23 protein-coding genes are annotated in these 21,627 nt (G+C 65.6%); 7 read left to right on the plus strand and 16 right to left on the minus strand.

Annotated elements, in window-relative coordinates; all coding sequences use genetic code 11:
- Positions 1–11 precede the first annotated feature (11 nt).
- The 10 genes from ACTJLC_RS14590 to ACTJLC_RS14635 all read right to left on the minus strand — a co-directional run bounded on the left by ACTJLC_RS14590 (position 12) and on the right by ACTJLC_RS14635 (position 8,792).
- A complete protein-coding gene (locus ACTJLC_RS14590) occupies positions 12–281 on the minus strand; it encodes a DUF493 family protein (protein WP_073429337.1) in 270 nt (89 codons plus the stop codon).
- Positions 253–1,209 carry a D-amino acid aminotransferase gene (locus ACTJLC_RS14595; protein ID WP_440844330.1) on the minus strand — a complete coding sequence of 319 codons (957 nt, stop codon included), beginning with the start codon at positions 1,207–1,209 and terminating at the stop codon, positions 253–255. Before ACTJLC_RS14595 ends, ACTJLC_RS14590 begins: the two co-directional genes overlap by 29 nt.
- A gap of 13 nt (positions 1,210–1,222) precedes the next feature.
- Positions 1,223–2,452 carry a D-alanyl-D-alanine carboxypeptidase family protein gene (locus ACTJLC_RS14600; RefSeq protein ID WP_073429447.1) on the minus strand — a complete coding sequence of 410 codons (1,230 nt, stop codon included), beginning with the start codon at positions 2,450–2,452 and terminating at the stop codon, positions 1,223–1,225.
- A 318-nt stretch (positions 2,453–2,770) separates the two neighbouring features.
- Complete coding sequence (locus ACTJLC_RS14605) at positions 2,771–3,415, minus strand: alpha/beta hydrolase (RefSeq protein WP_073429335.1); 645 nt, start codon at positions 3,413–3,415, stop codon at positions 2,771–2,773.
- A gap of 8 nt (positions 3,416–3,423) precedes the next feature.
- Positions 3,424–3,747 carry a (2Fe-2S) ferredoxin domain-containing protein gene (locus ACTJLC_RS14610; RefSeq protein WP_073429334.1) on the minus strand — a complete coding sequence of 108 codons (324 nt, stop codon included), beginning with the start codon at positions 3,745–3,747 and terminating at the stop codon, positions 3,424–3,426.
- 200 nt (positions 3,748–3,947) lie between these two features.
- Entirely contained in the window at positions 3,948–5,105 is a 1,158-nt protein-coding gene (locus ACTJLC_RS14615) for a VanZ family protein (protein WP_440844333.1), read from the minus strand.
- A 31-nt stretch (positions 5,106–5,136) separates the two neighbouring features.
- Positions 5,137–5,775, minus strand: coding sequence for an ABC-type transport auxiliary lipoprotein family protein (locus tag ACTJLC_RS14620; protein ID WP_083084776.1), 639 nt, complete (start codon positions 5,773–5,775; stop codon positions 5,137–5,139).
- 29 nt (positions 5,776–5,804) lie between these two features.
- The gene (locus tag ACTJLC_RS14625; RefSeq protein WP_073429331.1) at positions 5,805–6,767 is read right to left on the minus strand and encodes an MlaD family protein; all 963 of its coding nucleotides are present in this window, start codon (positions 6,765–6,767) and stop codon (positions 5,805–5,807) included.
- Positions 6,768–6,783: 16 nt separating this feature from the next.
- Entirely contained in the window at positions 6,784–7,662 is an 879-nt protein-coding gene (locus ACTJLC_RS14630; protein WP_073429330.1) for an ABC transporter ATP-binding protein, read from the minus strand.
- Positions 7,659–8,792, minus strand: coding sequence for an MlaE family ABC transporter permease (locus ACTJLC_RS14635; RefSeq protein ID WP_073429329.1), 1,134 nt, complete (start codon positions 8,790–8,792; stop codon positions 7,659–7,661). The genes ACTJLC_RS14630 and ACTJLC_RS14635 overlap by 4 nt, the downstream gene beginning before the upstream one ends.
- Positions 8,793–8,898: 106 nt before the next feature.
- Here ACTJLC_RS14635 and ACTJLC_RS14640 point away from each other — a divergent pair, with 106 nt between their 5' ends.
- From ACTJLC_RS14640 to ACTJLC_RS14650, 3 genes are read left to right on the plus strand one after another with little or no spacing between them, the layout of a single operon-like run.
- Positions 8,899–9,804, plus strand: coding sequence for a biotin--[acetyl-CoA-carboxylase] ligase (locus tag ACTJLC_RS14640; protein WP_440844336.1), 906 nt, complete (start codon positions 8,899–8,901; stop codon positions 9,802–9,804).
- Entirely contained in the window at positions 9,801–10,619 is an 819-nt protein-coding gene (locus ACTJLC_RS14645; protein WP_440844338.1) for a type III pantothenate kinase, read from the plus strand. Before ACTJLC_RS14640 ends, ACTJLC_RS14645 begins: the two co-directional genes overlap by 4 nt.
- 52 nt (positions 10,620–10,671) lie before the next feature.
- Positions 10,672–10,911 (plus strand): hypothetical protein, encoded by a 240-nt coding sequence (locus ACTJLC_RS14650; protein ID WP_073429326.1) that lies wholly within the window; start codon positions 10,672–10,674, stop codon positions 10,909–10,911.
- A 72-nt stretch (positions 10,912–10,983) separates the two neighbouring features.
- Here the strand turns inward: ACTJLC_RS14650 and rfaE2 are convergent, their stop codons facing one another.
- The 6 genes from rfaE2 to ACTJLC_RS14680 form a co-directional block, all read right to left on the minus strand.
- Positions 10,984–11,466 (minus strand): D-glycero-beta-D-manno-heptose 1-phosphate adenylyltransferase, encoded by a 483-nt coding sequence (rfaE2, locus tag ACTJLC_RS14655; RefSeq protein ID WP_440844341.1) that lies wholly within the window; start codon positions 11,464–11,466, stop codon positions 10,984–10,986.
- A 181-nt stretch (positions 11,467–11,647) separates the two neighbouring features.
- Positions 11,648–12,520 carry a ferritin gene (locus tag ACTJLC_RS14660; RefSeq protein WP_073429324.1) on the minus strand — a complete coding sequence of 291 codons (873 nt, stop codon included), beginning with the start codon at positions 12,518–12,520 and terminating at the stop codon, positions 11,648–11,650.
- Positions 12,521–13,116: 596 nt separating this feature from the next.
- The gene (locus ACTJLC_RS14665; protein ID WP_440844343.1) at positions 13,117–13,926 is read right to left on the minus strand and encodes a PhaM family polyhydroxyalkanoate granule multifunctional regulatory protein; all 810 of its coding nucleotides are present in this window, start codon (positions 13,924–13,926) and stop codon (positions 13,117–13,119) included.
- 156 nt (positions 13,927–14,082) lie between these two features.
- Entirely contained in the window at positions 14,083–14,979 is an 897-nt protein-coding gene (locus ACTJLC_RS14670; protein WP_310119320.1) for an enoyl-CoA hydratase/isomerase family protein, read from the minus strand.
- A gap of 55 nt (positions 14,980–15,034) precedes the next feature.
- On the minus strand, positions 15,035–16,273 hold the full coding sequence (locus ACTJLC_RS14675) for an ABC transporter substrate-binding protein (RefSeq protein ID WP_073429321.1): 1,239 nt from the start codon (positions 16,271–16,273) through the stop codon (positions 15,035–15,037).
- A 203-nt stretch (positions 16,274–16,476) separates the two neighbouring features.
- On the minus strand, positions 16,477–17,460 hold the full coding sequence (locus ACTJLC_RS14680; protein ID WP_083084788.1) for a fumarylacetoacetate hydrolase family protein: 984 nt from the start codon (positions 17,458–17,460) through the stop codon (positions 16,477–16,479).
- Between the two features lie 19 nt (positions 17,461–17,479).
- Between ACTJLC_RS14680 and ACTJLC_RS14685 the strand changes: the two genes are divergently transcribed.
- The 4 genes from ACTJLC_RS14685 (at position 17,480) to ACTJLC_RS14700 (ending at position 21,451) form a co-directional block, all read left to right on the plus strand.
- Positions 17,480–18,499: an IclR family transcriptional regulator gene (locus tag ACTJLC_RS14685; protein WP_374710914.1), complete on the plus strand. Its 1,020-nt coding sequence runs from the start codon at positions 17,480–17,482 to the stop codon at positions 18,497–18,499.
- 302 nt (positions 18,500–18,801) lie between these two features.
- Positions 18,802–20,106: a DUF3108 domain-containing protein gene (locus ACTJLC_RS14690; RefSeq protein ID WP_440844346.1), complete on the plus strand. Its 1,305-nt coding sequence runs from the start codon at positions 18,802–18,804 to the stop codon at positions 20,104–20,106.
- A 179-nt stretch (positions 20,107–20,285) separates the two neighbouring features.
- Positions 20,286–21,074 (plus strand): alpha/beta fold hydrolase, encoded by a 789-nt coding sequence (locus ACTJLC_RS14695; RefSeq protein WP_310119327.1) that lies wholly within the window; start codon positions 20,286–20,288, stop codon positions 21,072–21,074.
- Positions 21,075–21,193: 119 nt separating this feature from the next.
- The gene (locus tag ACTJLC_RS14700) at positions 21,194–21,451 is read left to right on the plus strand and encodes a BTH_I0359 family protein (protein WP_007179533.1); all 258 of its coding nucleotides are present in this window, start codon (positions 21,194–21,196) and stop codon (positions 21,449–21,451) included.
- Positions 21,452–21,627 lie beyond the last annotated feature (176 nt).

The following is a 21,627-nucleotide window of genomic DNA, read 5'->3' on the forward strand; positions in this document are numbered from 1 at the left end:
TCGCGCAGGCGTTAAAGCACCACCTTCACCATCGGGTGACCGGTAAGCGCGCGGTAGATATTGTCGAGCTGTTCGCGGCTGGTGGCGCGAACCGTCACCGTCAGGCCGGTGTAATTGCCGCTGCTGGACGGCCGCGTCTCGACGTTTGCGGCGTCGACTTCGCTATCGAACTGCCGAACCACCGTGACGATCGTCTCGGTGAATTCGGGGTGCGACTTGCCCATGATCTTGATCGGAAAATCGCACGGAAACTCAAGCAATGATTCGTTCACGGAACTCATTTTCCACTCCTTGCCGCGCTTCTCGCGCCTGCTTTGCCTTGGCGCGCTGATACGCCGCGTACAGCGCCGCAAACACCGCGCCCGGCTTACCGTCGCCAACCGGCTGACCGTCCAGTTGCGTGACCGGCAGCACTTCCTTGGTGGCCGAGCTGACGATGATCTCATCGGCCGCGCGCAATTCGGCTTCGGCGATCTCGCGCGCCTCGAAGCGGATGCCGCACTCGCTCGCCAGTTCTTCGATCAGCCCGTAGCGAATCCCTTCGAGAATCTTGTGGCTGCGCGGCGGCGCGGACAACACACCGTCTTTCACCATCCACACGTTCGACGACGAACCCTCGGTCAGCATGCCGTCGCGAAACTGGATCGTCTCGAACGCGTCGTTTTCCGCCGCGTATTGCGCCATCAGCACATTGCCGAGCAGCGACACCGACTTGATGTCGCAATTGAGCCAGCGACGGTCTTCGGCGCTCACGCAGCGCACGCCTTGCGCGCGCTGCGCGGCGCCGGGCAGATTGAGCGGCGTGACCATCACGAACACGGTCGGCTGAATGCCGGCCGGAAACGCGTGAGCGCGCTTCGCGACACCGCGCGTGACCTGGATGTAGGCGATCGCGTCCTGCTCGGGGCTGAGGCCGGCGTCCGCTTCGTTCGCCGCGACCACGCGCTCGATCAACTCGCGCCAGCCGGCGTCGCTAAACGGATTGACGATGCCGATCTTGTCGACCGACCGGGCGAGGCGCGCGAGATGTTGCGTGAAACGGAACGCCGTGCGGCCGCCGGTATGCGCATACAGCGGCGCGACTTCATAAATGCCGTCGCCGAAAATAAAGCCGCGGTCGAGAACCGGCACGCGCGCTTCGGACAACGGCACCAGTTCGCCGTTCAGATAAACGATCGGGTCGAACGAAACATCGGAAAGGGCGGTCATCGCGATTGGGCGCTTATTTTTTCTTGTTGAACATCAGCATCAGCGAATCCCACACGCGGCCCACCACGCCGGCTTGCGGCACGGCCTGCAACGCGACCACCGGGAATTGCGCCAGCACCTTGCCGTCCGCAACCAGCTTCGCCGTGCCGACCTGCTGACCGCTGGCGATCGGCGCGATCAGCGGATCGATCTGCTCGATCTGCGGCTTCACCTTGTCGGCCATGCCCTTCGGCACGGTGATGTACTGATCGCTCTTCACGCCGATCTGCACGGTGTCCTGCGCGCCCTTGTAGACGCGCGGCGTGCCCACCACCTGCGCCGCCTTGTACAGACGCACCGTGTCGTACGCGGTGTAGCCGTAGTTCAGCATCTTCAGGCTGTCCTGCACGCGGTCGTGTTCCTTCGGCTCGCCCATCATCACCGTGACCAGACGGCGCGCCGCGCCAGGCGTGCCCGGCAGCTCACGCTTCGCGCTCGCGATCAGGCAGTAGCCGGCAGCTTGCGTATGGCCGGTCTTCAGACCGTCGACCGTCGGGTCGATCCACAGCAGACGGTTGCGGTTCGGCTGCTTGATCTTGTTGTACGTGAAGTCCTTGACCGAGAAGATGTTGTAGTAGTCGGGAAAGTCACGAATCAGACGCGCCGACAGCACCGCGAGGTCGCCCGCGGTGGTGTAGTGCTGCGGATCGGGCATGCCGTTCACGTCGGCGAAATGGGTGTTCTTCATGCCGAGGCGCTGCGCCTCGGTGTTCATCATGTTGACGAACTGCGACTCGCTGCCGCCGACCAGTTCGGCCAGCGCGATCGCCGCGTCGTTACCCGACTGGACGATCATGCCGTACACCAGGTCGTGCACGGTGACCGGCTTATTCGATTCGATGAACATGCGCGATTCGTCGGTGCGAACGCGGCGCACCGCTTCGCCCGGCATCACCGTTTGCTCCATCGTGATCTTCTTCGTCTGCAATGCCTCGAAGACGAGATACGCGGTCATCAGCTTGGTGAGCGACGCCGGCTCCACGCGCTCGTCGGGATTGCCGGATGCGAGCACCTGGTTGCTGGTCGCGTCGACGAGCACCCACGAACGCGCGTTCACCGCCGGCGGCGGCACTTGCGCGAACGCGGTGCTGGCAACGAGGGTTGCCGGCAACACGATGCCGAGGGTGACGGCACGGCCAAGCGTATTAGGAACGAAGGAAACAGCGGATGGAAATGACGTGCGGCCGAAAGTTGAGAAACGCATAGGGTCGATTCGTGCGGAAAAGTACATCGTGCGCAGGGCGCATTGTTGGAAGAGCCGGTCGGCGAGCGTCTGGCCGTAAAACGGCGCGGCGCCCGTTGGACTTCCGGCCACGCGGTCGGTTCGCGCAGCACGCCTCGCATCCGGCACCGCTGCGCGCGAGAAGAAGCCACGCGTCGCGCGAACTGCCGGGTGGGCGGCGCTGCGCCCAAAAAAGAGCGCCCATTATACGCGCGCTATCTCGCCAACCATGCGCGGGGCGCGGCGATTAATTGCCGTTTGTGCGTACCTGTACCCCGGAAAACGCGCGCCGCCCGCCCCTCAGCGCCACGCGTCGACGATGATCCGCTTGAGAATGTGCAGCTTGCGATGCAGAAAATGCTCGGCGCCCGGAATCACGATCACGGGCAATTCCTGCGGCCGGGCCCAGTCGTAAACGGATTGAATGGGAACGGTGTCGTCGGTTTCGCCGTGAATCAGCAGCGTGTTGTCCGGCACCGGCGCGACTTCCCAGCGGCTCGCCGCCGTGCCGACGAACACCATGCGCTCGATTGCCTGGCCTTCCTCGCGCAGCTTCGCGGCGACGTGCGACAGCACGAACGTGCCGAACGAAAAACCCGCGAGCACAAGCGGCAGATCGCCCTGCCCGGCTTCAGCGCGCATGTGATCGATCACGGCGCGCAGATCGTCGCGCTCGCCGATGCCCGCGTCATGCTCGCCTTGCGTTTGCCCGACGCCGCGAAAATTCGTGCGATACGTCACGTAGTTCAACTGCACGAGCGTGCGCGCCAGCGTCTGGGCGACCTTGTTGTCCATCGTGCCGCCGAACAGCGGATGCGGATGCGCGACCAGCGCGATGCCGCGCGGCGCGGCGCCGTTTTCACGGGTTCCGTCGGGCAGATCGCGCGCGACCTCGATCTTGCCGACCGGGCCGTCGATCAGATACTTCTTCGTGTGTACGTTCATGGGGACGCTTATTGATCGATTTTCAGGCGCTCGACAATCTTGCCGTTCACGAGATGCGAATCGACGATTTCGTCGATGTCGCTCTCGTCGATATACGTGTACCAGACGCCTTCGGGGTACACGACGAGCGTCGGGCCGAGCTCACAGCGGTCGAGACAGCCGGCCTTGTTGATGCGCACCTGGCCGGGGCCGGCGAGGCCGAGTTGCTTCACGCGTTTTTTCGCGTACTCCTGCATCGCCTGGGCGTTGCAGTTCGCGCAGCTTGGGCGATCGGCGCCGGGTTCGCGCTGATTGAGGCAGAAGAAAACGTGGTACTTGTAGAAGGAATCCATGTGTGCGGTGGCGAGGCTGTAAGAGTGGAAAGGGCGCTGGATGCGCCACGGCGCGCCTGTCGGTAATGCGGACGATTATAGCGAGCGGGGCTCGCGATCGCTGGCGGCGGGCCGTGCATCGCCGGGTCCGCGCTACGCATGGAGGTGGCGGCCGCACCGGCTTCTTCACGCGCCGGGGCAAACCGGCGCCCCACGCGCCGTCAAACGTGCGTCACGCGCCGCTTGAGCCACGCCTGCTCGACGACGAACGCGAGCCACACCAGCGCCGCGTACGGCCAAATCCACGCGAGCCAGTGCGCGAGACCGTTGAAATGCAGATACCGCCCCTGCCGCCAGTCCGCCAGCACGACGTCGAAATACGGATTCACCGGCAGCAGATTGACGAACACCAGCGCGACCGTCAGCGCGCAGGCCGCGAGCGCCGCGCGCGAGCGGCGCCGCAAGCGCAGCGCCAGCAGCGCCGCGACGGTGCCGCACGCAAGCCCGGCGAGTGCGCCGGAGGTCGCCCAGTCGAATGTCAGACCCGACTGCGACTGTAGAAACGTCGCGCCCACCTTGACGCCCAAGGTCATGAGGATGAACGCGATCAACAGTCGCACGCGCGGCGCATGACGGCGCACCGCCAGCGACGCCAGCGCGAGCGCGGCAAACAGATTGAGGGTGGTGATCGCCGCTTCCCACAGGTCGACGGGCAGCCACGCGGCGACCCGTGCCGGCCATGCGCCGACGTGCCAGCGCAACGGCGTCCATGCGAGCAGCGCATCCTGTGTCGTCGAATCGAAGCGCAGCCACAACGCGCGCGGCCAGTTGCCGAGACCGAACAGGCGGGGCGCCGGGTACATCGTCGCGAAAGGCCACGAGAAGATGAGGCACGCGAGCGCCGCACGGTCGCGTTCGAACCACAGGAGCCGCAAGCGCCGCAACAAGCCGCGATCGAGCAGCGCGCCGGTGGCGGGCGACATGATCGCCGCGCCGAGCAGCGCGCCGAGCGCATTGGCGGCCAGATCGACGTTGGAAGCGACGCGCGTGGGCAGATAGGTTTGGACCGCCTCCATGGTCCCCGACAGCAGTCCGCCCAGCACGAAGGCCAACGCGACCGCCAGCGGGCCGCGCCAGCGCGGATAGACCGCGAGCACCACGAGCGCGCCGAACGGCATGTAGCCGAGCACGTTGGTGATCACGTCGAAGGCCGTGAGGTACTGCGGCAAGGGATCGGACAGAAAGGCGAACGGTGCGAGGCCGAGCGAGCGCCAACCGTAAAACGGATACCACGAACCGTAGACGATCAGCGCGGCATACAGCACCAGCGCCTGCCGGGAGAGCGCCGACGGGCGCCGCTGCCAGGGCTTTTCGCTCATGCAGCGCTCCGTTGCGTGCGCCGCCGGGAGGTCATTGCGCGGCGACCAGCGCCTGCACGCCGAGCCACGCGCCGATTTGCGCGACCAGATCGTCGCTGGCCGTGGCGAGCGCCTGCGCGCCGCCGGCGGCGTCCGACGAACTGGCCGGCGCACGCGAGACGAACGTGCGCTGGCCGATCACCTTGCCGTTCTGCGTCAGCGTGGCGCGCGCGGTGACTGCGGCGTGGCTCTGGGAACTGCTGTCGAAAACCTGCTCGAACTCGCTCAGATCGACCTTCAGCACCGGCGCGCGCACGCCGTCTGCGCCCGTCAATACGGTGCCGTTCGAACTGAGCGCGTTGCGCAGACGCTGGGTCAGCAACTGCGCGGGCGGCATCGTCCAATGGCTGTTCGCGTAGGTGGCGGTTTGCTGCGCGTCGGCGTAGCTGAGCCGGTAGATCAGCTTGTCGGATTCGAGCATGCCCGGCGCGCTGACGTCGAGTATCTTCACGGCCGGCAACTGGCCCGCCGAAGCGGCCTGATTCGGCGGGCCGAAATCGTAGCGGATGTCCGAGATTGCCGCAGGATTACCCGCGCAACCCGCGGCCAGCACGCCGAACGCGAGCAGCGCCGCCAGCGCGGCGCGCGTGGACCATCCCGAGGACAACAATCGGTGAATCGAGCGTGACATAACCATCTTCCTTCTTCAAAACCTTCAAATCATTTATCGGCGCGGGCGGCGGGCCACTTGAAACCGGCCTCGCCAGGTCCGGGCGCCGCGCCCGGCGCGCCGAACAGCACGCTGCGCGGATTGCTGCTCAACGTATCGGCCGCGCGGTCCACCGAACGGGCCGCCGAGCGCACGTCCTCGGCGAGCGAATTGACGCGCGGCAAGGTGTCGTAGCCGACCCGCGCCGACAACTCCTGCAGCGAGCCGTTCATCGACGTCAACGCGTCGCCCGCCTGCTGCGCCGCCGCGCCGACCTTGTTGAGGTTGGTCTCGAACGGACCGTCCGGGCGGTTCAGACTGGTGATCAACTGATTGGTCGACGCGAGCGTGCGATCCAGTTGGTCGATCGTGGCGGGCAGCTTGCCGGCGACCGGCGCCGCCTGCTGGGTCAGCGTGGCCACACCGTCGGCGGCCTTCTGGATGCTGGCCGCCGTGCCTTGCAGTTGAGCGGCCATTTCCGGCGACAGCAGATTATCGACGTCGTCCGCGACTTTTTCGAGTTTGCGCAGCAGCACGTCGCCGCGTTGCTGCAATTGATCGAGCAAGCCCGGACGCATCGGCAACTGCGCGACCTGCTTGGGCGACGACGGCAGCGGCGACGGATCGCGCCCGCTGTCGTCCAACTGGATGAAGGCAATGCCCGTCACCCCCTGGAAGCCCAGGCTGCCGAAAGTCGAATGGGTGATCGGCGCGTGCGTGTCGACGAGGATGCGGATCAGAATCTGCCCCGGATGAGCCCGGTCGAATTTGATCGACTGCACCTTGCCGACGTCGAGCCCGCGATAGCGCACCGCCGCGTCGGTATAAAGCCCCGTCACGTTGGTGCGCGCGATCAGATCGTACGGCACCCGCACGGAACGGTCGACGTTGAACAAAAAAGCCGCCACCGCGATCGCAACCAGCAGGACGATCGTGAAGAGCCCCGCCCAGAAGGCGTGTGATTTGTTTTCCATTGTCAGGTTCCCTGGTTCACAGCGGCAATTCGGACGACGCCGGTTCGAGCGCCGCGCGCGGCAGTTTCGCGCGGCGCTCCGGCGGCAGCGCCTGCAACGCGCGGCGCCCGCGCAGGCCGAGGAAATATTCGCGGATGAAAGGATGATCGACGCCCGCCGCCTCCTCGACCGGCGCGGCGACCAGCACCTTGCGATCGGCCAGCACCGCGACGCGGGTGGACAGCGCGACCATCGTGTCGAGATCGTGCGTGACCATCACCACGGTCAAGCCCAGCGCGCGATGCAGCGCCGAGATGAGTTCGACGAATTCATCGGACGCCTGCGGATCGAGCCCGGCGGTCGGTTCGTCGAGAAACAGCAGTTCAGGTTCCAGCGCGATCGCGCGCGCAATGCCCACGCGCTTGATCATTCCGCCCGACAGCGCCGACGGCATCTTCGACGCGTGCTTGCACGGCAGACCGACCATTTCCAGCTTGAGCATCACGATGTCGCGCAACAGGTCCTCGGGCACCTGGCCGAGTTCGCGCACCGGCTGCGCGATGTTGTCGAACACCGAAAGCGACGAGAACAGCGCGCCGCGCTGAAACAGCATGCCGGAGCGGCTGCGCATCAGCAGCGCGGTTTCCGGCGAGATGGTCGCGAGGTCCTCGCCGAACAGCTTGATGGTGCCCGACGACGGCCGCTCCAAACCGAGAATCTGCCGCACCAGCGTGGTTTTGCCGGAGCCCGAGCCGCCGACGATCGACACGATCTCGCCGCGCCGCACGTCCAGATTCAGGTGCTGATGCACGATGTTGCGGCCGTAGCGCTTGGTCACGTCGATCACCTCGATCACCGGCTCGGCGATCGAGGGCATCGGCTGGCCGCGCACGGCCTGGGTGAGTGGCGCGATCATCCGAGCCCCACGTTCTGGAAGAGGATCGCGAACACCGCGTCCGCGAGAATCACGATGGTGATCGAGGTCACCACCGAAGTCGTCGTGCCTTCGCCGAGACTCTGCGAATTGGCCTTGATGCGGAAACCGAAATGGCAGCCGACGAGCGCGATCAGCATGCCGAACGCGACGCCCTTGCCGAGGCCGATCCACAGATTCGCGACCGGCACCACGCCCGGCAACGCGCGCGCGAAGTAGCTCATGTCGATGCCGAGCACGATCTTGGCGGCCAGCGCGCCGCCGGCGAGCGCGATGATGTTGGTCCACATCACGAGCAGCGGCATCGCCACGCCGAGCGCGATCACGCGCGGCAGGATCAGCCGCAGCCCGTGCGGAATGCCCATCACGCGCATCGCGTCGAGTTCCTCGGTCACGCGCATCACGCCGATCTGCGCGGTGATCGCCGAGCCCGAACGGCCCGCCACCAGGATCGCCGACAACACCGGCCCCAGTTCGCGGATCACCGAGAGCCCGAGAATATTCACGATGTACTGATTCGCGCCGAAGAGCCGCAGTTGCTGCGCGGACAGATAGCTGAGCACGATGCCGATCAGGAACGCCACCAGCGCGGTGATCGGCAGCGCCCGGGTGCCGGCGTTGTAGATGTTCGCGGAGATCTCGGTCCACGGCGTGATTTTCGGCTTGCGCACGATCGCCAGCAGATCGAGCACGACGCGCCCGAGCATGCCGACGCCGCCATATAGATGCTCGAAGAACGAGAAGATCGCGAGGCCGAGCCGCGTGAACGGATCGAACTTGACGACCGGCTCGGCCGTTTCGCGCGCCGTGTCGAGCAGCGCGATGCGCTCGAAAATATCGCGCTGCGTATCGGTGAGCTCGGTGTCCGGCGGCATCCGGTGGCCCCACACGCGCCATAGCGCCTGGCCGCCCACGTGGTCCATCCGGTCGATGCCCGAGAGGTCCCACTGGCGGATGCCCGTGGCGCCTATCAGCGAGCGCAACTGGGGAATCACGTGTCCGGTCGCGCGGTCGCGCGCGAGCGCGAGCGCCGTCCACTGGCCCGAGAGCCGGACGATCTTGCCCTGGCTGCCGGCCGCGACTTCAAGGCCGGGCGGAGTGTCGTAGTTCAAGGATCGCAGGAATCTGGTTATCGGATTAAGCGGCCATTGTAGCGAAGGCGCGGCGGATAGATCGTGCCGGCGGCCGGCCCGGTTGGCTGTCGCTACAATACCGGACATGAACGCTGACAAGACCTCATCCCGGGCCGCCGCGGCTGCCGACTGGCGTATCGATCGCGAGCGCGCCGTCGCGCTGTTCGGCCCGCACGCGCATGACTGGCCGATCGAAATCGTCGAGGAAACCGGCTCGACCAACGCCGACCTCATGACCCGCGTCAAGGCGTTGCCGCGCAAGGCCGGCGCGCTGCCGCGTCCGATCGTGCGGGTCGCGTATCTGCAAACGGCCGGGCGCGGGCGCCGCGGCCGTCCCTGGTATGCGGAGCCCGGCAATGCGCTGCTGTTTTCGGTGGCGTGCGTGCTGCCGCGTCCTCTCGGAGGACTGGCGGGGCTAAGTCTCGCTGTCGGCGTGGCGCTGGTCGACGGGCTGCGTTCGCTGCCGGTCGCGGGTCCCGGCCAGATCGCGCTGAAGTGGCCGAACGACGTGCTGCTCGAAGGCGACAAACTGGCCGGCATCCTCATCGAAACCGCGTGGAGCACCGACGAGGCCAGCGCCGTCGTGATCGGCATCGGCACCAACGTGAAGGGCGCGGACGAACTGGCGGCCAAGGTCGGCGCACTGAACGCCGGCACGCCGCCGCAGGCGCGCGGCACCGCGCCGACGGCACTGCAACGCGCGCTGCCCAACGCGAATCTCACCGACACGCTCGCCGCCGAACTGAACGCGCTCGAACCCGCGCTGCAGCGCTTCGGCGCCGACGGCTTCGCGCCGTTCCAGGCGCGCTGGAACGCCGTGCATGCGTACGCGGGGCGCGAAGTCGTGTTGCTGGAGCAAGGCGAGGAACTGGCGCGCGGCGTGGCGGCGGGCGTCGACGAGCGGGGTCAATTGCTGCTCGACACGGCTGCGGGCCGCCAGGCCATCGCCACCGGCGACGTCTCGCTGCGTCTCGCCGACGGTGCCGCATGACGAACGGTGCGCCCTATCTGCTGATCGATGCGGGCAATAGCCGCATCAAGTGGGCTTTGGTGCAGGCGGACGGCGCGCGGATCGCGTCGGGGGCGCTGGCGCACGACGGCGCCGAAGACGCTCTTGAGTGGTCGAACTTGCCGACGCCCGGCAGCGCATGGTTATCGAACGTCGCGGGCGATGGCGTCGCGGCGCGGATCACAGCGCTGCTTGCCACTCACTGGCCGCAATTGCCGCTCACGACGATTCGCGCCTGCGCGCGGCAATGCGGCGTGACCAACAGCTACACCACGCCGCACGCGCTCGGCAGCGACCGTTGGGCCGGTATGATCGGCGCGCACGCGGCGTTTCCCGGCGAACCTCTGCTGATCGCGACGTTCGGCACGGCGACCACGCTGGAGGCGTTGCGGGCGGACGGCTGTTTTGTCGGCGGCCTGATCGCGCCGGGTTGGACCTTGATGATGCGCTCACTGGGCGAGCACACCGCGCAACTGCCGACGCTCGACGCCGACGCGGCGCGCGGCCTGGTCGACGCCGGCGGCACGCTTCAGGCGGCGCACCCCGGCCCGTTCTTCGCGACCGACACGCCGCGTTCGCTGTCGGCCGGTTGCACGCTGGCGCAAGCCGGCTTGATCGAGCGGATGTGGCGCGACTTGCAGGAAGAATGGCAGGTGCCGGTGCGTCTGGTAGTGAGCGGCGGCGCCGCCGATGAAGTGACAAGCGCGCTCAAAGTGCCGCATACTCGCCACGATTCGCTCGTGCTGTCCGGTCTTGCGCTGATTGCCGCCGAACGCGCGATGCAACGCGGCGCCTGAGTTCCGCCCATCAAGATAACGGCGGCCCGATTTTCGGAGTGAGAGAACAACAATGCTGCGCTGGCTGATCGCCATACTCTTTCTTGCCAACCTGCTGGCATTCGTCGCGGTGCGCGGCGTATTCGGGCCCCCGCCCACAGCCGGAGGACGCGAGCCTAACCATTTGAACCGGCAAGTCCATCCGGAGTGGTTGCGCGTTCAACCCATCACGCCGGCTCAGGCCGCCGACCAGCCGGTAGTCGGCGGCCCGGCGCCGGCCGCGCCGATCGCGGCATCGGCCTTGCCTCAGTAAGCAGACGCACGAAGGGGCGCAGACAGCGCGTAAGCGCATGAGACTTGCGCGGCGCGCGAGCGAGCGCGTCGTTCAGCCTTGCGTGCGAACCTTCTTCAGCAGCGCGCTGGTCGAGCGGTCATGCTCGAACGGGATCGCCAACGCCTTCCCGCCCCATCCGCGCACGATGGCCGACTCGGGCAACGCATCCATATCGTAGTCACCGCCCTTGACGAGCACATCCGGCCGCAGTGCCGAAATCAACTCGACAGGCGTCTTTTCGCCGAAGCACACCACGTAATCGACGCTCTCCAGAGCCGCCAGCAGAGCCATCCGATCAGCCTCGTTATTGATAGGCCGATCGTCGCCCTTGCCTAGCATGCGGACCGAGGCGTCGCTATTCACGCCGACGATCAGACTGGCGCCCAACGCTTTCGCGTCCGCTAGGTACGTGACATGCCCGCGATGCAGGATATCGAACACCCCATTGGTAAATACCACCGGCGCGCTCAACGAGGGACGGAGCTCGACCAGCGCATCGCGCGTGAGAATCTTGCGTTCGAAAGTAGCAGCCATGACGGAGTCGGAAAGAAACGGGAAAGTGCCGCCACGATACACGTTGGGCGGCACGAAGCAAAACGGTCCGGCAAGCTCACGCGTGCCGGACCGTTCTTTGAAACCGTAAGACCTGTTCGTGGCGCGAGCGCCGCCGGAGTCGACTCATACCGGCAAACTCAAGCCAGCGAATTCACAGCCATCAAGCCGGCTGCCCAGCCGATTTCTGGTCGGCCTGCAAGCGCGCAACCACTTCCTTGCGGTAGCGATTCAATTCCTGCGCCGTATTGAACGTGCGCTCGAACAGGATCGACAGATTGTGCAGGATCCGTTCGACCACCTTCTTTTCCCAGCCGTCGTCGAAACGGATTTGCTCGTCGAGCCAGCGTTCGAGCCATTCCGGATCCGGCAGACGCGACTGAATCGTGTCGCGCGGGAACAGCGCCTGGTTCACGTGCAGATTGGTGGGGTGCAGCGGCTTTTCGGTGCGGCGTGCCGACGCCATCAACACGCCGATCTTGGCGAAGGCCGCGCGCGCGATGTCGCCGGTCTGCGCCATTGCTTTCTTCATGTAGCGCAGATAAGCGCCGCCGTGACGCGCTTCGTCGCGCGAAATGGTTTCGTAGATATGCTTGATGACCGGCTCGGTGTGCCACTCTGCCGCACGGCGATACCAGTGATTCAGGCGGATTTCGCCGCAGAAGTGCAGCATCAGCGTTTCGAGCGGCGGCGCCGGATCGAATTCGAAACGCACGGCGTGCAGTTCTTCTTCCGTCGGACACATTTCCGGTTTGAAGCGGCGCAGATACTCCATCAGCACCAGCGAATGCTTTTGCTCCTCGAAGAACCACACGCTCATGAACGCGGAGAAATCGCTGTCGTGGTGGTTGTCACGAAGAAACATTTCCGTGGCGGGTAACGCCGACCATTCGGTGATCGCGTTCATCTTGATCGTCGCGGCCTGCTCGTCGGTCAAGAGCGATGCATCGAACTTGTCCCAGGGAATGTCTTTCTCCATGTCCCATCGAACGGATTCGAGCGATTTATAAAGTTCCGGATAAAGCATGGTGTTCATAGTCCCACCCCTGTTCTGCGCATACTGTCTGTGTCTGTCACTACTACATGTAGCACTTTTGCTGACGACGAACGAACGCACCGTTCGCCGGCCAAGCATTCAATTTTACGCGGTAATCGGCTGCCTGGATGCGCCGGGCAGCAAGAAGTCCGGGCGTTTGCGCGGGCGCCTGATCTTGATGACGCGCTGCGCGGCCAACCGTGGGTGAGGGATACCCTGTGCCTGAGGTCGAGCCAGTTTTGCGATGAAGCCGCACCGTCCAGCCCTGCGCCGGTGGTGCCGGCGGCGAATGGAGCAAGGGCGGCTGGATTGGTTGTTTTCAGCGCACGCCCAAAAGCCAGATAAAGCTTACACAATCATAGCACGCTGACTTTACGGGACCCTCGCGGTAGCGGCCGCAAGTGCGGTGCCCGATTGACCTGCCTCAATGAACCACGCGATCCAGCGAGTGTGGTGGACGATCTGGGGCAAAACCATGACAGGCGGTGAATTCGAGTTCTCGATTGAATGGGGCACCGCCCGTTCGTGCGTCTTTTGCGCGCTTTGCGTCGTCTATGTCGATGCCGCGCCAGTCGCGCCCCGTTTCATTGCCGCCGTCAAACCGACTTTTTCGCGACTCGCGGGCTCACGCTCGCGCTGCCCGTGCGCTTCGTGGATGTCGATGCCCGCTTCGCCGCCGGTCGCCTGGGCGCGGCTTGCGGCACCGACTCGGGCTCCTCGCGCGCGTCAGACGGCTGCGTGCCTCCCGACGCCGGCGCTTTCGCCTCCTCTTCCGGGGACTCCGTCGGCGAACTGCCTGTTGCGGCGCCCGCCGCGGGCTGTGTCATCGCGAATTGGGCGATCTGATTGAACTGGGATTGCAGCAGGTTCCACCACGCGGAGGCGTCGAAGGGAGTGGTCGCGGGGGCCTCGTCCTGATCGCCCGCCGATTCGGCCGCTCCCGGAGACGATGCCCCCGATGGCCCGGCACTGCTAGAGGCTGGACGCGGCGCGTCGGAATGCGGCCAGCCGGTCGCCGGTGACGGGCTCGGCGCGGCGGATGCAGCCGGCTGTTCCATCGACGCCTGCGCGAACGCGCCGAACGCGCGCAACGTGGCGAGCGTCGCGCGCTGCACTTCGAGCGCCTGAATGGCGGACTGCAACATGCTCAGATTGAGCTTGAGCCATTGCTCGACGGCGCGCATGTCGGTAATGCGCTTGTCGAGTTCCTCGACGCTGGTGAGCGGCGCCATCATGTCGGACATCATCGAGAGCGACGGCCCGAGGCCGGCGCCGGGTTGCGCGCCGGAAAAGGCCGAGCCGAACGGAGAGAGCCGCATCATGCCCCACATCTGGTCGAGCATTTCAGCGGGCGGAAAGCCAGGGAAGCCGGGAAAGGGCGGCGTGGAGCCAGGTGTATCGGTCATGCTTGTCGCCTCGCTGCTTGAAGGGAAGGAAATGGCGCCGTCCCGCGCGCGTTTGATTCGATGATACCGTGCGAGGCGCCTGCTTTTGCGTCTCGCTCGTGGCCGGTTTTTGCCGGCGCATCTTGATACGCTGCGTAGGCTGTGCGCCGTCGCGCTTCAGGAATTCTCGTCGTCCGACGCAGCGCCGCGGGCCGACTTTTGCGGCCGCCCACTCCACGGATCCGCACCGCCGAAGTCGGGCGCGCGCCGCTCGCGCAGCGAACTCACGCCTTCGCGCACATCCGGCCCGGCAAACCCCATGAACTCCAGCGCGAGCGACGTATCGAACGCCGGCCCCGCCGAGCGCAGCCAGTTGTTCAACGCATACTTGGTCCAGCGAATCGCCGTTTGCGAGCCGTCGGCCAGTTTGCGCGCGACCTCGAAGGCCTTGGGCAGCAGATCGTTTTCGTCGACCGCGAGCGATACGAGGCCGATCCGTTCCGCTTCCGCGCCGCTCACCGGCTCGCACAGCATCAGGTAATACTTCGCTTTCGCCATGCCGCACAGCAGCGGCCAGACGATCGCCGCGTGATCGCCGGCGGCGACGCCCAGACGCGTATGCCCGTCGATGATGCGCGCCGTCTTCGCCGCGATCGAGATATCGGCGAGCAGGCCCGCCACGAGCCCCGCGCCGACCGCCGGGCCGTGCATCGCCGAGACGATCGGCTTGCTGCAGTTGATGACGTTGTAGACCAGATCGCGTGCCTCGCGCCACACGCGCGCGCGCACGTCGAAATCGGTCGCCATGTCCTCGACCAGTTGCAGATCGCCGCCCGCCGAAAAGCCCTTGCCTTCGCCGCGAATGATCGCGACACGCACTTGAGGATCCCGATCGATGTCGCGCCAGATTTCGGCGAGCTCGAAATGCATCCGCGCGTCGGCGGTGGCGAGTGCGCTGCGGTTCGCGCCCTCGCCGCTCATCACGACTTCGAGCACGCCGTGCGGATGGCGGTGCAATTGAAGCGCCTGGTAGTGCGCGTAATGCGCGTCGTTGCGATGGGGTGCGTGAGACATGGCAGGTAATCCGTCGATCGATGCATCGGTTGAAACCGCTGCGCTAAAAACCCGTTCAGCGCGACTGATAAACCCACTTCGCGTTTCTGATTTCGACCATCACGCGCGCTCGTTGATCGAGCCCGAGGTGGTCGGTGGCGCTCATGTTGACCACGCCGTTGGTGTCCGCGAGACCGCGCGTGCCTTCGAGCGCATCGCGCAGCGCGCGACGAAACTCCGGCGTGCCCGGCGCGGCCGTCTTCAGCGCGATCGGCACGGCGTTGCTGAGCAGCATGCCCGCGTCCCACGTGTACGAACCGAACGCCGACACGCTGCCCGGTCCGCGCAGCGCTTCGAAGCGCGCGATGTAGTCGAGCGCGAGGCGTTTCGCGGGATGATCGGCCGGCAACTGCGCGGCCACCAGCACCGGGCTGGCGGGCAGGAACGTGCCGTTGCAATCGGCGCCGCACACGCGCAGGAAGTCGTTGTTGCCGACGCCGTGATTGTGATAGATCAGCCCTTTGTAGCCGCGTTCCCTGAGCGTCTTCGGCGGCAACGCGGCGGGCGTGCCGGCGGCGCCCACCACCACCGCGTCGGGCTTCGTCGCGAGAATCTTGAGGACCTGGCCGGTTACGCTCGGATCGGTGCGGTTAAAGCGTTCGCTCGCGACCACGTTGATGCGATGCAACTGCGCGAACTTCGCGACCTCGACGTAGAACGTCTCGCCGAGCGCGTCGGCCTGGCCGATGAACGCAATCGTCTTGACGCCGCGCGTGCTGGCGTGTTCGGCGATGGCCGAGGCCATCATCGCGTCCGTCTGCGGCGTCTTGAAGACCCAATGGCGCCTGGCGTCCACGGGCTCGATGATTTTCGCCGACGACGCAAGCGAGATCATCGGCGTTTCACCGTCGGCGACCACGTCGATCATCGACAGCGAATTCGGCGTGATCGAGGAGCCGATGATCGCGTCGACGCGATTCTCCGAAATCAGCTTCTTGGTGTCCTGCACCGCCTGGGTGGTGTCGGACGCGTCGTCGAGCACGATGTATTCGACGCTCTGGCCGCCGATCTGTCTGGGCAGCAGCGTGGCCGTGTCACGGGCGGGAATGCCGAGCGATGCGGCCGGTCCGGTCAGCGACAACACGAGGCCGATCTTTACCTGCGCGAGCGCCAGGGCGGGCCATGACGCGGCGAGCGCGGCGCCGAGTCCGGCGGCGATACCCTGAAGCGCAAGACGCGATTTGCCCGTGCGGGCTTTCGCGGCGCAAGCGCGAGCGTCTCCGGTTGCAGGTTCAAAGGATTCAAGTCGCGGCATGCTGTCTCCTCACGTCGGTCTTTCGTTTTTTGATGTACTGCCGATGTCGTGCTGCTTTTTTTGCGGCTTGTTTGCTGATTGTTTGTACCGCGCGCGCCGACGCTCGCGATGAACGGCGGCGGGCCACCCCGAGGCGTGCGGCCGCGCCAGTCAGTGTAGCGGCGCGCCGGGGCCGCGGCATCGGGCGAAACCCTTTCGCCGCTTCAATCCAGCGGCGCGATGCCCTGGTCGATCGAACCGAAAATCGACTTGCCGGCTTCATCGAACATTTCGATCTTCACGGTATCGCCGTAGCGCATGAATTCGGTTTGCGGCGCGCCGTGCTCGATGGTCTCCAGGCAGCGCTTCTCGGCGATACAGCAGTAGCCGCGCTTCGCGTCCTTGTTCGACACCGTGCCCGAACCGACGATCGTCCCGGCGCGCAGATTGCGCGTTTTCGCCGCGTGCGCGATCAACTGGCCGAAGTGAAACACCATGTCGGTGCCCGCGTCCGGCTGGCCGACCTTCTTGCCGTTCCAGTGGACGATCATCGGCCGATGCACGCGGCCTTCGCGCCAATGTTCGCCGAGTTCGTCGGGCGTCACGGCGACCGGCGCGAACGAGGTGGCCGGCTTGCTCTGGAAAAAGCCGAAGCCTTTCGCCAGTTCGGCGGGAATCAGATTGCGCAGCGAGACGTCGTTCGCGAGCGTGATCAGACGCACGCTTCTGAGCGCCTGGTCGGGCGTGGCGCCCATCGGCACGTCGGTGGTGATCACGGCGAGTTCCGCCTCGAAGTCGATGCCGAACGCTTCCGACGCGCACAGCACATCGTCTTTCGGGCCGATGAAGTCGTCGCTGCCGCCTTGATACATCAGCGGATCGGTCCAGAACTCGGGCGGCATTTCCGCGCCGCGCGCGCGCCGCACCAGCTCGACATGGTTCACATACGACGACCCGTCGGCCCATTGGAATGCGCGCGGCAGCGGCGCCATGCATTCCTTCGCATCGAACGCGAAGGTGTTGCGCGCGCGGCCCTGATTGAGCGCTTCGTAAAGTTCCTGCAATTGCGGCGCGTAGAAGGTCCAGTCGTCGAGCACGCGCTGCAACGTGGGCGCGATCGCGTCGGCGATGGCCGCGGTATGCAGGTCGCGCGACACGACGATCAGTTGGCCGTCGCGCGTGCCGTCCTTCAGCGTGGCAAGTTTCATAGGGGAGTGAACCGTGTTGGTGACGATGGAAGGAATCTATTCTACGATGGTGAATCGGCGCCGCCCAAGCGACTGCAGGTTTCGGCCGCGAGCCACGCCGATCAAGGCACTTTTCTCACCGCCGTTTAAACGCGCTCCGTGCGCCTCGCTCATGCCTCCAACTGCCCGCTCCGGCGCGATTCACAGCAACGCCGACTCCGCTGAGCCGCTCGATACGCCCGAAACCGACGACGAAAGCGTCGAGACCGGCGAGGAGAAACTGCGCTCGGGCATTCAGTCGATCGAAGTCGGTTTCCGCTTGCTCGACGTGCTGACCCACGAGCCGCGCGCCATGATGCTGCGCGATCTGGCGCAACGCGCCGGCATGAGCCCGGCGAAGGCGCATCGCTATCTGGTGAGTTTTCTGCGCCTTGGCGTGGTCGCGCAGGATCCGCTGTCGGGTCGCTACGAACTGGGCGGCTTCGCGTTGCAATTGGGGCTTGCGCGGCTCGCGCGCGTCGACGGCGTGAAGCTCGCGCGCATTGCGCTCGCCGAACTGCGCGAGCGGCTCGACTTGACAGTGGGCATCGCGGTCTGGGGCAATCAGGGACCCACAATGGTTCATTGGATGGAATCGAGCCATCCGGCCAAGGCATCGCTGAAACTCGGCGACGTCATGCCGTTGCTCGGTTCCGCGACCGGTCTGCTGTTTGCCGCGTATCTGCCGTCGAGCAAGACGGCGGCGATGCTCGAACGCGAACTGGCCGATTCGCGCCGCTCGTCCCATATGGGCGGGCCGCGCACGCACGAAGAGGTCGAGCGTGTGCTCGCCGACGTGCGGCGGCATGAAGCGGCACGCGTGGAAGGCATGCTGCTGCCGACCATCCACGCCTTCTGCATGCCGGTGTTCGACTCCACCGGCGAGCTCGCGCTCGGCATCGTGGCGCTGGGCCATGAGGGTGCGTTCGATATCCGCTGGGGCGGCGAGATCGATACGGCGTTGCGCGAATGCGCGCAGAAGCTCTCGTATGAGTTGGGGTATAGTGCGACGCCCCGCTAGGGTTCGAGCCCGCGCGGCATAAGGCCGGCACGCTTGACGTTGCCAGCTTGCCGCGATTCGATGCCTTCGGCGTGGGTGCGATTTCGCCGTCGCGGAACATCGTTTGCGGCGGCGCGGTCGAATCCGTTCGCTGCCGGCCTCGCGGCTCGGCGGGCCGATGCGGCCCGCCAGTTCTTCGCGGCATTTTGCGGCGGCATTCGGCGGTGGTTTTTGCGGCGGTTTTTTACGGTAGCCGCCGCGCACATGCCCACAGGCGTTGTCCAATCCCGACACTTCCTTCCGCACGCATTCATCGCCAAAAAATGGCCTCACCCTTCACCGCACGCCGCCGCTCCGACCACCTGCCGCCCGCCGCGCAGCGCGCCGGCTCGCGCGCGTGGCGGTGGATTGCGGCTCTCGTGCTGGTGGCCGTTCTGCACTGGATCGCCGCGCAATGGTTCGAGCGCAACCGCGCGACGCTGAATCCGTCGGATAACGAGCATGTCCCCGTGCAGGTCGCGCTGCTGACGCCTGAACGCATCGAGCGGAAACCGGCCGCCGCGCAGCAAGCACCAACACCCGCGCCGACGCATAAGGCAGCCCCGAGCAAGCCGCGCGAGCATGTGCTGACGGCGTTGCAGCCGGCGACGCAAGCTCCGGCTGCTGCATCGGACACCGCGGCAAGCGCCCTCAATGCGAACGCAAATGCGAACTCCAATGCGGGCGCCAGCGGCGCCGGTGCAGCCAGCGCGCCCGCAGGCGCGAGCGGACCGCAAGCATCACCGGGCGTGAAGTTCTCCGTTCCGCCATCCGGCGAACTGCAGTACGACACGTTTTACAACGGCGTGCGTAACCAGCCCGGCACGATCCACTGGTCCAGCAGCGCGCAAAACTACGAAATGGTCGTCTCCGTGCCGTTGCCGTTCGTCGGCACATTCGTCTATTCGAGCCACGGCCGCATCGACGCATTCGGCCTCGCGCCGGATCAGTACGTCGAAAAACGCGGCCGCCGCGCGGAAGACATTTCGATCTTCAATCGCGTCGACAAAAAGATCGCCTTTACGCGCACGCCGACCACACTGCCGCTGCCCGACGGCGCGCAAGACCGTTTCAGCATGGTGATGCAGCTTGCGAGCCTGGTGCGTGGCGATCCCGCCGCCTACCAACCGGGCGTGACGCGGCAATTCTTCGTGGCCGACAGCGATAGCGGCGAAAACTGGCCGGTCGAGACGATCGGCGACGAAACCATCCGCACCGCTCAGGGCTACCTCGATACGCGCCATTTCAAACGCCTGCCCCGCCGCGAGGGCGACCGGCGCCGCATCGACGTGTGGCTCGCGCCTTCGCTCGGCTGGCTCCCCGCGAGAATCCTGCAGACCGAGCCGAACGGCACGCAATTCGAACTGGTGTGGCGCGGCAAGCTCGACGCCAATGGTGCCGTCGGTTCGTCGAATGCGGGAGGAGCCAATGGTATTGGCGATGGCCGCACAGCGTCGCCTGATGATTCGGCGAGCCCGCCGCCTTCAGGCGCGTCAGCGGTTCCGTCCGGGCCGGGGCCGGAGCCCGCGCCACCCGCTCCCGCCGATTCGTCCGATCCCGCCAATAACCCAGGCATCATCAAGCCCTGAAAGCCTGGACCCGAGCAGGGTCTCGAGCAAATCGCGAAACTTCCGCGTCAACGCTCGCTCGCACAAACAGTTCCGACCGTTTGCGCGGCGCTGAGTATGATGTGGTAACGGCGTGTCGTCCGACGCCCGCTACAGCGCGCGAATGGATCCTTCTACTGCGTTCCCTTCAAGGAGCCCGTATGCAAGTGAACATCAACGGCATCGAGACGCGCTATGTGCTGAGCAATGAGGGCGGCGGCCCCTGGCTCACGTTCATCCACCAGCTCGGCGGCGACCTGTCCGTGTGGGACCAGCTCGCCGGCTATTTCCGCGACGACTACACCGTGCTGCGCTACGACCTGCGCGGTCACGGAGAAACCGCGGTATCGAGCGAACCCTTCACCATCGCCGACCTTTCGCGCGACCTCGCCGCGCTGCTCGATGCGCTCGACGCACCTCGCACGCATCTGGTCGGCATGTCGATGGGCGGCATGGTCGCGCAACAATTCGCACTGGACTACCCTTCGCGCGTCGATACGTTGACCATTGCCGACAGCACGGGCGGGACGCCGCCCGAGGGCCGCGCGCTTTTCGATCAACGCGCCGCCGCGGCCCGCCAGGACGGGATGGCGCCGCTGGTATCCGCCACACTGAGCCGCTGGCTGACGCCCGGCTTTCAGGCCGCGCACCCCGAAGCGGTCGAACAGATCAGCGAGGTACTGAGCCATACGTTGCCGGAAGGCTACGCCAAGGCGTGCGAAGCCCTGCGCGATTTCGACGTACGCAGTAAGCTGGGAGCCATACGTTGTCCAACCTTGACCGTGGCGGGCCGCCACGACACGGGCACGCCGCCTGCTGCGACACAGGCGGTAGCAGACGCCATCGAAGGCGCGCAGTTCGAACTACTCGACGCCGCTCATCTTGCGCCTGTCGAGCAAGCTCACCGTTTTGCTGCACTGCTTGAAACGTTTCTTGAAAGACCGGTCTAACCGGTAGGTTCGGAACCTTTAGGAGCGTCAATCCCGGACCCACCCCTTGAATTCCACACCACAAGCTCCAGATATGGCGCAGGAACGGCCAGGAGCCAACGGAAATAAGGAGTGTCGCCATGCAAATGATCTATAACAGCCCCAACTATTGTGTCGTCGAGTTTCCGCCGCAGGAAGGTCCGCTGGCCATGAAGTCAGGTGGCTACGAGATCGTCGATAAAAACATGCAGCGCGAAATTTACATCGACGGTGCAATGGCGGCGCGTTTTCGCGAGCACGTGCAAAAGCTGATCGAAGAGGAACCGTCGCTGGACGAAGTAGACGAATTTCTCGGCCAGTTCGACAGCCTGATGCATCAACCGGTCATTCTTCACTAACCGCAGGGTTCGGCTCAACGTTTTTGGCGACCTACATCGACCGCGCCGTCCGGCTCCGCCGGCGGCCCTTATAAGGCGGTCAGCAGCATGAAACGGCCCAGCAGGCTTTTGCCTTGCTGGGCCGTTTTGTTATCCGCGCGGCGCATGCCCCGATTGCGGGCATGGTTGCTCCGGCC

The sequence above is a fragment of the Paraburkholderia sp. 22099 genome, assembly GCF_052045835.1.
Taxonomy (GTDB): Bacteria; Pseudomonadota; Gammaproteobacteria; order Burkholderiales; family Burkholderiaceae; genus Paraburkholderia; species Paraburkholderia terricola.